14 protein-coding genes and 1 riboswitch are annotated in these 12,709 nt (G+C 37.0%); all 14 genes read left to right on the top strand.

The annotated features are described in order from the left end of the window. Positions 1-142: 142 nt before the first annotated feature. On the top strand, positions 143-406 hold the full coding sequence (veg, locus tag Q0371_RS06465; RefSeq protein WP_144541541.1) for a biofilm formation stimulator Veg: 264 nt from the start codon (positions 143-145) through the stop codon (positions 404-406). A gap of 131 nt (positions 407-537) precedes the next feature. Next, entirely contained in the window at positions 538-714 is a 177-nt protein-coding gene (locus tag Q0371_RS06460; RefSeq protein WP_144541539.1) for a small, acid-soluble spore protein, alpha/beta type, read from the top strand. A 214-nt stretch (positions 715-928) separates the two neighbouring features. After that, complete coding sequence (gene ispE / locus Q0371_RS06455) at positions 929-1,795, top strand: 4-(cytidine 5'-diphospho)-2-C-methyl-D-erythritol kinase (RefSeq protein WP_169360347.1); 867 nt, start codon at positions 929-931, stop codon at positions 1,793-1,795. Positions 1,796-1,852: 57 nt separating this feature from the next. After that, the gene (purR, locus tag Q0371_RS06450; protein WP_251556959.1) at positions 1,853-2,704 is read left to right on the top strand and encodes a pur operon repressor; all 852 of its coding nucleotides are present in this window, start codon (positions 1,853-1,855) and stop codon (positions 2,702-2,704) included. Continuing rightward, a complete protein-coding gene (locus tag Q0371_RS06445; protein ID WP_169360348.1) occupies positions 2,682-3,053 on the top strand; it encodes a RidA family protein in 372 nt (123 codons plus the stop codon). Before purR ends, Q0371_RS06445 begins: the two co-directional genes overlap by 23 nt. A 287-nt stretch (positions 3,054-3,340) precedes the next feature. Next, positions 3,341-3,628: a septation regulator SpoVG gene (gene spoVG, locus Q0371_RS06440; protein ID WP_169360349.1), complete on the top strand. Its 288-nt coding sequence runs from the start codon at positions 3,341-3,343 to the stop codon at positions 3,626-3,628. Positions 3,629-3,728: 100 nt separating this feature from the next. Continuing rightward, positions 3,729-3,827, top strand: a riboswitch (guanidine-I (ykkC/yxkD leader). A gap of 62 nt (positions 3,828-3,889) precedes the next feature. Further along, positions 3,890-4,231 (top strand): multidrug efflux SMR transporter, encoded by a 342-nt coding sequence (locus Q0371_RS06435; protein ID WP_169360350.1) that lies wholly within the window; start codon positions 3,890-3,892, stop codon positions 4,229-4,231. After that, complete coding sequence (locus Q0371_RS06430) at positions 4,231-4,545, top strand: multidrug efflux SMR transporter (RefSeq protein ID WP_298469562.1); 315 nt, start codon at positions 4,231-4,233, stop codon at positions 4,543-4,545. The genes Q0371_RS06435 and Q0371_RS06430 overlap by 1 nt, the downstream gene beginning before the upstream one ends. Before the next feature lie 365 nt (positions 4,546-4,910). Continuing rightward, positions 4,911-6,281: a bifunctional UDP-N-acetylglucosamine diphosphorylase/glucosamine-1-phosphate N-acetyltransferase GlmU gene (glmU, locus tag Q0371_RS06425; RefSeq protein WP_169360352.1), complete on the top strand. Its 1,371-nt coding sequence runs from the start codon at positions 4,911-4,913 to the stop codon at positions 6,279-6,281. A 25-nt stretch (positions 6,282-6,306) separates the two neighbouring features. Then, a complete protein-coding gene (locus Q0371_RS06420) occupies positions 6,307-7,266 on the top strand; it encodes a ribose-phosphate diphosphokinase (RefSeq protein ID WP_169360353.1) in 960 nt (319 codons plus the stop codon). A 79-nt stretch (positions 7,267-7,345) separates the two neighbouring features. Further along, positions 7,346-7,960, top strand: coding sequence for a 50S ribosomal protein L25/general stress protein Ctc (locus Q0371_RS06415; protein WP_169360354.1), 615 nt, complete (start codon positions 7,346-7,348; stop codon positions 7,958-7,960). 235 nt (positions 7,961-8,195) lie between these two features. Then, a complete protein-coding gene (gene pth / locus Q0371_RS06410) occupies positions 8,196-8,759 on the top strand; it encodes an aminoacyl-tRNA hydrolase (RefSeq protein WP_169360355.1) in 564 nt (187 codons plus the stop codon). Positions 8,760-8,805: 46 nt separating this feature from the next. Then, the gene (locus tag Q0371_RS06405) at positions 8,806-9,036 is read left to right on the top strand and encodes an anti-sigma-F factor Fin (RefSeq protein WP_251556961.1); all 231 of its coding nucleotides are present in this window, start codon (positions 8,806-8,808) and stop codon (positions 9,034-9,036) included. 91 nt (positions 9,037-9,127) lie between these two features. After that, positions 9,128-12,655, top strand: coding sequence for a transcription-repair coupling factor (gene mfd, locus Q0371_RS06400; protein ID WP_298469556.1), 3,528 nt, complete (start codon positions 9,128-9,130; stop codon positions 12,653-12,655). Positions 12,656-12,709 lie beyond the last annotated feature (54 nt).

Raw genomic sequence — 12,709 nt, 5'->3', positions numbered from 1 at the left:
TACAATATTAGTAATGTTAATAAATAAAGTAGTAAAAACGATTAATAAAAACGTTGACAAGAGTATGTGTAAGTTGATAAAATGTTTTGTTTGACAAAAAAATGGATATGTGTTAGGATTGAGTCAGTGAGGTGTAAGCGGAATGCCAAAAACTTTAGCTGATATTAAAAAGTCATTAGATCATCATTTAGGGAAACGTTTGCAATTAAAAGCAAACGGAGGTCGTAAGAAAACAATTGAACGTGCAGGGGTGTTAAGAGAAACCTATCATGCAGTGTTCGTAATCGATTTGGATCAAGATGAAAATTCTTTTGAACGGGTATCTTATAGTTACGCAGACATTTTGACAGAAGCAGTAGAAATCACTATTTATGATGAAGCAAATAATTCAATTGTAGTAAAATGATTGTTTAGAACTTTTATTTTTACGTTTTTATATGGCAAAAACTCCTATCCCATTTGAATGAGTGGATAGGAGTTTTTTTCTTTTAAATGCACATACTAACGTTGCTAGTTGTTTTGAGGAGGATTCACCATATGGCTAGAAGAGGGATTATGTCTAAGGAATTAAAAGAAGAGATTGCCAAGGATCTTGGATTTTATGATGTAGTCAAAACAGAAGGCTGGGGTGGGATTAAATCCCGAGACGCAGGTAATATGGTAAAACGTGCAATTGAAATGGCTGAACAACAAATGAACAACCAAAGTAAATAAACAAGATTACCTAAGTTCGATATCCAAAATATAATACAACTAGCAAAGAAAAGGCGATTTATGCCTTTTCTTTTTTTATCACTTCTTCCATTCCATCATTCGTTTAATGGGGCACAGCCAATGCTTATACTTTTCTTATTGTTCTCATTTTTTTCAAAAAGGAAGGACTATGGTAAAATAGGGAACAGCATAAGTAGGAAAAGGAGCAGATGGGATGTACTATGTGAAAGCACCTGCTAAGATAAATTTAACACTTGATGTATTACATAAACGCCCTGATGGCTATCATGAGGTGGAAATGATTATGACCACTGTAGATTTAGCAGACCGCATCGGGCTAGAAATAAGAGAAGACGGAGCTATACATATTATTTCAGTCGATCGTTTTGTTCCAAATGATCATCGTAACCTTGCCTATCAAGCGGCAAAGATACTTAAAGAAATGTACAAGGTGAAGTCTGGCGTCTCTATTAAAATCGAAAAGAATATACCAGTTGCAGCAGGACTTGCAGGTGGCAGTAGTGACGCTGCGGCAACTTTAAAGGGGCTAAATGTTCTTTGGGGATTAAATCTCACTATAGACGAGCTAGCTCAAATAGGAACAAAAATAGGGTCAGACGTGGCATTTTGTGTATACGGTGGGACTGCATTGGCGACCGGGCGAGGAGAAAAAATACAAGAGCTTCCGGCACCGGCCAACTGTTGGGTGATATTAGCTAAGCCAACGTTAGGGGTATCTACTGCAGATGTATATGGAAATTTAAAAATTGATCAAATAATTCATCCGAAAACAACAGCAATGGTAAATGCTATTAAGGATAAGGATTATGATTTGATGTGCAACTCACTTGGGAATGTTTTAGAAGATGTAACATTAAAACTATACCCGGAAGTTGCCAACCTAAAAGAGCAAATGCAACGCTTCGGAGCTGATGCTGTATTAATGAGTGGTAGTGGTCCAACTGTTTTTGGACTTGTAAACCAAGAATCACGAGTACAGAGAATATATAACGGGCTTCGAGGTTTCTGTGATGAGGTATATGCCGTTAGGCTAATGGGAGATAGAGAACCACTTGCTTAAACACGTATAATTGTGGTAAGTTTTGTTTAAAATATTCGTGATTAGAGGTGGAAAATGATGAAATGGAAAAGAAGTGAACGGTTAGTGGACATGACTCAATATTTAATGGAGCATCCACATAAACTAATCCCTTTAACTTATTTTGCTGCTTTATATCAGTCTGCAAAATCTTCTATTAGTGAAGATTTAACGATAGTAAAAGAAACATTTGAAGAAAGAGGCAAAGGCATACTTGTGACTGTACCTGGTGCAACAGGGGGAGTTAAATTTATTCCTACTATGACAGACCAGGATGTTAAGAAAATCGCTCAGGAATTAATGGACCAACTTTCTAAAGCGGAACGTCTCTTACCTGGTGGTTATTTGTATATGACTGACCTTTTGGGTGAACCGATGCTAATGAATAAAATAGGGAAAGTATTTGCTTCTGCATTTGTCGATACAAAAATCGATGCTATTATGACAGTTGCAACAAAAGGTATTCCTATTGCTCATGCTATTGCAAGACACTTAAATGTTCCAGTAGTTGTAGTACGACGAGATAGTAAGGTAACAGAAGGACCTACTGTCAGCATAAATTATGTTTCTGGTTCAGCTAGAAGAATTCAAACAATGGTTCTTTCTAAAAGAAGTATGGAAAAAGGCCAGCGTGTGCTAATTACCGACGACTTTATGAAAGTTGGAGGAACCATCAATGGTATGAAAAGCTTACTTGAGGAGTTTAACTGTGAGCTTGCGGGCATAGCTGTCTTAGTGGAAGCTGAGCATACAGGGGAACAATTGGTTGAGAATTACTTGTCTTTATTAAAATTACATGAAGTAAATGAAAAAGACGGTACGATCGCTTTAACCGAGGGAAATTATTTCACGAGGGGTGGAAAAACAAATGAAAATAGTATCAACGAATAAGGCTCCAGCTGCAATAGGTCCATACGTCCAGGGTATGGTAGTTAACGGAATGTTTTACAGCTCAGGTCAAATACCATTAACGCCAACCGGAGAAGTAATTGATGGTTCTATTACGGAACAGACTGACCAAGTTTTCGCTAACTTAGAAGCAGTTCTAACTGAAGCTGGATCTTCTTTGTCCAAGGTAGTAAAAACTCTTGTCTTTTTAAAAGATATGAACGATTTTGTTGAATTCAATGCTGCCTATGAAAAACATTTTGGTGATCACAAGCCTGCTCGCTCAGCTGTAGAGGTTGCTCGTTTGCCTAAAGATGTAAAGGTAGAAATTGAAGTTATAGCAGTTATTTAAAGCTAAGGCACATGTTTTCTTCGGAAATTATGTGCTTTTTTAGATTTTCTTTAAATTTACTTTATTGTCACTCCCACAAGTATTTCATCGAACAATAATGATACAAGAATCTTAATTTAATACTCCAAATACGTTTTGTAAAATCCCCTCGTCTTTTATACTATTTTTTAATAATTTTTTAATGTATATAATATTAAAAATATTCCAAAACAAAGCAGGAATTTTTAAATTTTTGTGGAATAGTAAGTTAATATAGATATTTGCAACTAGGGGGAAGGAGAGATTATATGGAAGTGACAGATGTGAGGTTGCGTAAAGTATTAACCGATGGGCGTATGAGGGCAATCGCTTCTATAACACTAGACAACGAGTTTGTAGTCCATGACATTAGAGTTATCGAAGGAAATGCAGGGTTATTTGTGGCTATGCCAAGTAAGCGAACACCAGAAGGGGAATTTCGAGATATAGCTCATCCTATAAATGTAGGCACACGATCTAAAATTCAGGATGCTGTGCTATATGCCTATCATTTAAGTGATGATGTAATAGCGGAAGTGGAAGAAGCGACTATATAAGACTAGCTTCAGTTGTAGTTAGCGTTCTAAAAAAGGTTATTAGAATCTTATACTTTTACTTTACTAACAGACAACGATATAATATCCATAATAAAATACTTTGAATGTTTTCTAGGGTTCCGCAACTGTCAATATTGGTCTGGACCGAGAGAAAACTCACAGCATTGCTGTGTCACGGAAGGATAAAAGCCTGGGAGAAACTGTTTAATAGTTTCTCTCAGGCTTTTTTTTGAGAAAAATAATAATTGGAGGTTTTTTAGAATGGATAAAGCATGGATTAAAGTGTTCATTGCTGCAGTATTTGAGGTTTTTTGGGTTATTGGATTAAAGCATGCAGACGATTTTTGGACTTGGGCTGGAACAGTTATTGCTATCTTTATCAGTTTCTATTTAATGATTATGGCTGGTCGAGAACTTCCCGTAGGTACGGTTTATGCTGTTTTCGTTGGTATAGGTACAGCAGGAACTGTTTTTTCTGAGATTCTATTCTTTGACGAACCATTTCAAGTAGAAAAAGTACTTTTGATCGTACTATTACTTGCAGGAGTAATTGGGTTGAAATTAATTACAAAGGAAAAAGTTCAGGAAAGGAATGAATCTTAATGGCTTGGATTTCATTAATTTTAGCAGGGTTTTGTGAAATGTTCGGAGTGGCGATGATAAGTAAATTGCATAAAGATCGTAATTGGCAAGCAGCAGTACTCTTAATACTCGGATTTGGAGCAAGTTTTCTTCTTTTGGCTTATTCCATGAAAACTCTTCCCATGGGAACAGCGTATGCTATTTGGACAGGTATTGGAGCCTCTGGAGGAGCGATATTAGGTATGGTTTTATATGGAGAATCTAAAGACCCAAAACGACTAATTTTTATAGGAATGATTTTAGGGTCCGCTGTTGGTCTAAAACTCGTATCATAAGATGATTGAGTGTGAGGAAAAATCTTTAAGCTAAAGGTGGAATAAACTATTTATAGATGCCGCCTCTCCCTTCGCAAAAAAATATAATTTCACTATAATTTATTTAGCAAATGAGGAAGTTTATAAATTATCATCGTTCTGGAAAAGTTACTACAATAAAGCAGAAATCAATTATTAAAAAGCAGATATATGTCATAGTCTATCTAATCATTAAGATTTGTTATATAAAGATAAAGTATGATTTAACAAAAAAATATATATATTACTTGTTTTGTCATGTATTTGTCAAGAGATAATTCCTTGAAAAAAACCCTCTTTTCCTATATAGTCAAAAGAGGAAATTAGCCCACTGGAGGGAATATCAAATGACAAATACCTATGCAGTTGTTTTGGCAGCTGGTAAAGGCACTCGTATGAAATCTAGTCTATATAAAGTATTACATCCTGTGTGTGGAAAGCCAATGGTAGAGCATGTTATTGATAACATGGATCAGGTAGGGGTAGAAAAGATTGTGACTATTGTTGGTCATGGTGCTGAAATTGTACAAAGTAAGCTTGGGAGCAGAAGCGAATATGCTTTACAATCAGAGCAACTAGGTACGGCACACGCTGTTTTACAAGCAGAAGAAGTTCTTTCTAACCTGAAGGGAACAACTATTGTTGTGTGTGGCGATACTCCTCTAATAACTGCAGAAACTATTAAGGAATTGCTTAAGCATCACAAAGAAACAAATGCAAAAGCTACTATATTGACTGCAATAGCTGAAGATCCAACTGGTTATGGAAGAATTATTCGTACCGAGCAAGGGAACGTTAAGTCTATAGTAGAAGACAAAGATGCAAATTCAGAAGAGAAGCTTGTCAAAGAGATTAACTCTGGTACTTACTGCTTTGACAACGAAGCATTATTTAAATCATTAAAATTAGTAAAAAATGAAAATACTCAAGGTGAGTATTATTTACCTGATGTTATTGGGATTTTACAACAAGATGGAGAAGTTATTTCTGCATATGCAGCAAAAGACTTTGATGAAACTCTTGGAATTAATGATCGTGTTGCACTATCGCAAGCAGAACAAATTATGCGTGCTAGAATAGCCCATCACCATATGCGTGAAGGCGTAACTATTATAGACCCTCAAAGTACATATATAAGCAGTGAAGCAACAATTGGCTCTGACACTGTTCTACAGCCAGGAGTTATCATTGAGGGTAAGACAATTATCGGAGAAAAATGTACAATTGGCCCAAATAGCCACATAGTCTCTAGTGTCATTGGTGATGAAACAACTATTCACTCTTCTGTAGTATTATCAAGTGAAATTGGTAACCATACCTCAGTAGGCCCATTCGCACACATACGACCAGACTCGGAATTGGGTGACCAAGTTAAGATTGGTAACTTTGTGGAAGTGAAAAAATCAGTAGTTGGCAATGGAAGTAAAATCTCTCACCTAAGCTATATGGGCGATGCATCTATAGGAACTAATGTGAATATTGGTTGCGGAGCTATTACGGTTAATTACGACGGTAAAAATAAATTTGTAACAACTATTGAAGACGATGCATTTGTTGGATGTAATTCTAATCTCATTGCACCTGTAACAATCGGTAAAAAGGGATATATAGCAGCAGGATCTACGATTACTAAGGATGTTCCAGGTGAAGCACTTGCTATTGGTCGTGCTCGACAAGAAAACAAAGAAGGCTACGTAAACAAACTCAATCTAAAATAACCAATTACTATTCAGGAGGATTATCATGACTCATCGATATGAAAATGCCAAACTAAAAATATTTACTCTTAATTCGAATAAGAAATTAGCAGAAGAAATTGCAAAAGAGGTTGGAGTTCCGCTAGGGAAAAGTACTGTAACAAGATTTAGCGATGGCGAAGTCCAAATTAATATCGAAGAGAGCATACGTGGATGTGATGTATTTATCGTTCAATCCACTTCAGGTCCTGTAAACGAAAATATAATGGAATTATTAATCATGTTAGATGCAGTTAAACGTGCTTCTGCTCGTACCGTAAGTGTTGTATTACCTTATTACGGATATGCTCGACAAGACAGAAAAGCTCGTGCTCGTGAACCAATCACAGCTAAGCTAGTAGCTAACCTGCTAACTTCTGCTGGAGCAACTCGCGCAATTGTTTTAGACTTGCATGCACCACAAATCCAAGGTTTCTTCGATATTCCAATCGATCATTTAGTAGCTGTGCCTATCTTATCTGACTACTTCTTAACGAAAAACCTAGATCCTTCTCAAATTGTTATTGTTTCACCTGACCATGGTGGAGTTACTCGTGCACGTAAAATGGCAGACCGTTTGAAAGCGCCAATTGCTATTATTGATAAACGACGTCCACGCCCTAATGTTGCAGAAGTAATGAACATAGTTGGTAATGTAGAAGGAAAAACGGCAATTTTAATCGACGATATTATTGATACTGCGGGAACTATATCGATTGCTGCTGCGGCCTTAATGGAAAGCGGTGCAAAAGAAGTGTATGCATGTTGTACACACCCAGTGCTATCGGGGCCAGCAATTGAACGTATAGATAACTCTGTTATTAAAGAATTGGTTATTACAAACTCTATTCAATTACCAGAAGATAAGCACTCACCAAAAATTAAAGAACTATCAGTTGCAAAATTATTAGGTGATGCAATTGTTCGTGTATTTGAAGAAAAATCTGTAAGTACTTTGTTTGATTAATCTCATAGATGTTTGAATCATCCTCCCGAAGGGTATCTTATCTTTAGTTACCAATTACATCGGGAGGATGATTTTATTTATGGCTACAATTATTAAAGCACAAAAGAGAGAACATAAAAACAATACCAAGCTAAGAAATAGTGGGTACATACCGGCAGTTGTATATGGTTTTGAAACAGAGTCTCAACCAATTGCGGTAGATGAAAAAGATTTAATAAAAACATTACGTGAAGTTGGTAGAAATGGCGTAATGAAAATTGATGTAGAAGGTCAATCTCTAAACGTTGTATTGAATGATTATCAAATGAATATATTAAAGGCTCAAATGATTCATGCGGACTTTCTCGCGATTAATATGAAGGAAGAATTAGAAGTAAGTGTAACAGTTAACACAACTGGAACTTCTGTAGGTGTCTCAGAGGGTGGATTACTTCAACAGCCAAACAGAGAACTTACTGTTATTGTAAAACCTTCCGATATTCCAGATTCTATAGAAGTAGATGTAACTAATATCGCTATCGGTGATACGCTAACAGTTGGAGACGTTCGTGAAAAGGTAGATTATAAAATAGTCGAAGATGACGACTATACTTTAGTAACTGTATCTGCTCCAAGAGTTGAGACAGAATCGGATACTGAAACAGAAGCTGAGGCAGATGCCGAAGGAACAGAAGAAGCATCCTCAGAGGAATAAAGTAATAGGGTGAGTCCCTACTAAAATTATGCAAGCAATCCTAAAGGCGAGAATGATGTTTAATCGACATTCTCGTCTTTAGTTATGCACCGATACAATTATTAGTTTAGGAACTGGGTTCCATTCTTTTGCTTTAAAAGAAGGTGATGTTCCAAGTGAACAAACTGATTTATGGGCTTTACTCATCCCTCTTATGTTAAAATAAAAGAAATAAGGTTAAAAGGAATGGAAAGAAATGAAAATGATCGTTGGCCTAGGAAACCCAGGCAAGCAATATGAAGGAACAAGACATAATATTGGTTTTCATGTAATAGATGAACTGTCCAAGCGTTTAAACATTCCCCTCAATCAATCAAAATTTAATGGAATGTACGGCGCTGGCTTTGTAGGAACTGAAAAAGTGATGCTTCTAAAACCTTTAACATATATGAATTTATCGGGAGAATGTATCGTTCCGATGATGAATTATTTTGATGTAGAGGATGAGGAATTAGTTGTTATTTATGATGATTTAGACTTACAAGCTGGGAAGCTACGACTTCGCCAAAAGGGAAGTGCGGGAGGTCATAACGGGATTAAGTCCATCATTCAACATTTGGGTACACAGGAATTTAATCGAATTCGAATCGGAGTGGACCGTCCAAAAAACGGGATGAAGGTTCCAGACTATGTACTCTCCAATTTCACCAATGAAGAAAAACCAGAAATTGATTTAGCGATTAAAAAGAGCGCGGATGCTTGCGAACAATGGTTTACGAAGAGCTTTCTTGAAGTAATGAATGTTTTTAATGGTGCATAAAAGTTGAAGTAAAAGCCTATACTTCCTAAAAAGGGGGTTAATGGCTATGCCGATTCGTTATAGATGTCGCCATTGTGAAACAGAAGTTGGTCAGCTACCATTCGATTCCATAGACGAGGCTTTTTTAGAAAAACACAATATTGAGCCAGAAGAACAACACATATATATACAAACGGGGGCTGAGGGAGATTATACGATACAGTGTATTTGTGAAGAGTGTCAAACCTCTTTGCAAAAGTTTCCTAGCTATTATGCATTAAAAAAATGGATACAGTAAACGCTTTGGCACACTTCGTGCACAAAGCCTTTTTCTGTTTTTAATTGTAGCGTAAATCGTTTGTATGTTTATTAGATAAGGGTGGGTGAAAATGGAATTACTAAGTAATGTATTAATCGAAGATAAACAAATGCAAAAGCTAGTGAAAGATTTAGAGAATGGTATAGACCAAACATTAATCACGGGTCTATCAGGAAGCGCACGTGCTGTCTTTACTAAAATGCTTCATAAGGAATTAGATAAACCCATTCTGATTGTTACACCGAACCTTTTACACGCTCAAAAGCTTGCTGAGGATTTAGTCAAGCTAATTGGAGAAGACTTAGTTCGTTTATACCCAGCCGATGAATTGATAGCTGCAGATATAACTATTGCCAGCCCCGAATTGCGTGCACAACGTTTAGAAACATTAGATCACATGTTAAATATAAAAAAAGGTGTCTATATTGTTCCAGTGTCTGGCCTGAAAAAGCGAATGGGGAACGTAGAGGATTGGAAAAATAGCTCCATCTCCCTTAAGGAGGGAGAGGATCTTGTATTAGACAATTTCCTGCAAGGTTTAGTAGACATGGGTTATGTACGTCAGCCTATGGTTACCACTCCAGGAGAGTTTGCATTACGAGGCGGTATTATAGATATATATCCACTATATTTGGAAGATCCTATTCGGATAGAGTTATTTGACACAGAAATAGATTCCATTCGTACCTTTTCTGCAGAGGATCAACGGTCATTAAAAAAATTAAAAGACGTTCGTATTTTACCTGCGACTGAATATGTTTTAACAAAAGAGAAAAAAATGATGCTAGCACAAAAGCTCGAGGAAGCATTAGCGGAAAGCTTGAAAAAGGTTAAGCTGTCGGATATTAAAGAAAAATTTTATCAAAATATACAACAGGATATAGAACTTTTAAAACAAGGAGAACAACCAAAGGAGTTTATGAAGTACATCTCCTTGATAGAAGAAGACAGCTTTTTAGGAAGTTATTTTGATCCACAAGGAATTGTTATGTTCGATGAGCTTGGAAGAATCCAAGAAGTAACAGAGACTTTGGAAAAAGAAGAAAATGATTGGTATCTTTCCTTATTAGAAGAAGGGAAGACTGTCCATAGTGTAAAACCGTCGTACCACTTGAAAGAAATCATTCATATGCTTTCTAACTATAAGGTGTACCTATCATTATTTTCACGTACTTTTTCTGGCATTGTTATAAAGAAGGCGATGAGCGTTTCGTGTAAGCCTATGCAAAATTTCCATGGACAAATGCATCTGCTAAAAAATGAAACAGAGAGATTTGCTCAAGGTAAATTTAGAGTAATTATTTTAGCAGATGGTAAAGACCGTGTTCAAAAAGTCCATACGGTTCTAGAAGATTATGAAATAGTTTCCCAGATTGGTACGTCTACAAATGATTTAAATAACCCAGGAATTTTTATCGTAGAGGGAGATCTGGAAGCAGGTTTCGAATTACCTCTTCAAAGAATAGCCGTCATAACGGATTCGGAATTGTTTAAGCAAAAGAGTAAGAAAAAATCTCGTACACAAAAAGTGACGAATGCTGAACGTATAAAAAGCTATTCAGAAATAAAGCCTGGAGATAATGTTGTACATATCCATCATGGGATAGGGAAATATATAGGAATAGAAACCTTGCTTGTGAACGGCGTTCATAAAGACTATTTGCATATACGTTATCGAGGCGAGGATAAACTCTATGTACCAGTAGATCAAATAGATCTTATCCAAAAGTATGTTGCTTCAGGGGAAAAGGATCCGAAGCTTCATAAATTAGGCGGAACCGATTGGAAGAAAACAAAATCCAAAGTTTCAGCGGCAGTTCAAGATATTGCAGATGAGCTGATCAAGCTCTACGCTAAGCGTGAGGCTGAGGTTGGATATGCTTTTGAGCCTGATGGAGAGATGCAGCATACCTTTGAGGCAGCTTTCCCGTATGAGGAAACTGAGGATCAGCTACGGACAATTCAAGAGGTTAAACGAGACATGGAGAGACCAAGACCGATGGATCGTCTAGTTTGTGGCGATGTGGGCTATGGTAAGACCGAGGTTGCGATCCGTGCTGCTTTTAAAGCTGTGATGGAAGGAAAACAGGTAGCATTTCTATGTCCTACTACCATTCTTGCGCAACAACATTATGAAACGATGTTGGAGCGTTTTCAAGACTTCCCAATTGAGGTAGGGATGCTAAGCCGTTTCCGCACAAAGAAGCAACAGGCAGAAACAATTACCGGACTGAAAAAGGGTCTAGTGGATATAGTAGTTGGAACTCACCGTATCCTGTCAAAGGATGTAGAATATCAAGATTTAGGGCTATTGGTAGTGGATGAGGAGCAACGTTTTGGAGTTAAGCATAAAGAAAAGATTAAGCAGCTTAAAACAAACGTTGATGTTTTAACGCTTACTGCCACTCCAATTCCTCGTACCCTCCATATGTCGATGATTGGAGTACGGGATTTATCCGTTATCGAAACTCCCCCTAAAAACCGTTTCCCAGTGCAAACATATGTAATGGAATATAACGGAGCTTTAGTTAGGGAATCTATTGAGAGAGAACTGGCTAGGGGAGGACAGGCATTTTTCCTATACAACCGCGTTGAGGACATTACTCGCAAGGTTGATGAGATACAAATGTTAGTCCCAACGGCTAGAGTAGGCTATGCACATGGGCAAATGTCCGAGACGGAGCTAGAGTCTGTCATTATCAGCTTTTTAGAGGGAGAGTATGATGTCCTTGTGACAACTACTATTATAGAAACTGGAATTGATATACCGAATGTTAATACGTTGATCATCCATGATGCGGATAAAATGGGGCTGTCCCAGCTGTATCAGCTACGTGGACGCGTAGGTCGTTCTAATCGTGTGGCTTATGCCTACTTAATGTATCAAAGGGACAAAGTGTTAACTGATGTAGCAGAAAAAAGGCTACAGGCGGTTAAGGAATTTACAGAGCTTGGATCTGGCTTCAAGATAGCGATGAGAGATTTATCTATCCGAGGAGCAGGAAATCTATTGGGCTCACAGCAGCACGGATTTATTGATTCGGTAGGATTTGATCTATATACGCAAATGCTAGAAGAAGCTATACAAGAAAAACAAACTGGAACTAAAAAAGAAGAAGTACAAGATATTGAAATTGTATTAGGAGTAGAAGCATATATTTCAGATGAGTATATTGCAGATGGATATCAAAAAATTCAAATGTATAAGCGAGTCAAGGCAATGGAAACAGAAGAAGAGTATTTGGACATTGTTGAAGAATTACAGGACCGTTTTGGAGATATGCCTCTAGAAACGGAAGTACTTCTTAGAATTGCTCGTATGAAGGTCTGGGGTAAAATTGCTGGAATAGAATCTATTAAAGAAGCCAATAAGATAACATCCATTAGGCTGAGTGAGTCTGGAACACAATCTATTGATGGTGCATTACTGTTAGAGGAAACGATGAAGTTTGGTCGTGCTGTAGGCTTTAATGTAGATAAGGGCAACTTAGTTGTCACCATAGATGAGCGTAAAATAGGAAAGTTAAATACGTTTGATGTATTAGAAGAAATAATGAGTTTATTACCTAAAGCAAAAAAGAAATTAGAAGTAAATTAACGTATTGCATATTATTGGGTAATGTGAGGCATACTATGGCAGAAATGAACTTTA

The sequence above is a fragment of the uncultured Psychrobacillus sp. genome (assembly GCF_938022135.1).
Classification (GTDB): domain Bacteria; phylum Bacillota; class Bacilli; order Bacillales_A; family Planococcaceae; genus Psychrobacillus.
Note: the sequence above shows the minus strand (reverse complement) of the source record. Positions and strands in the feature narration are given on the sequence as shown.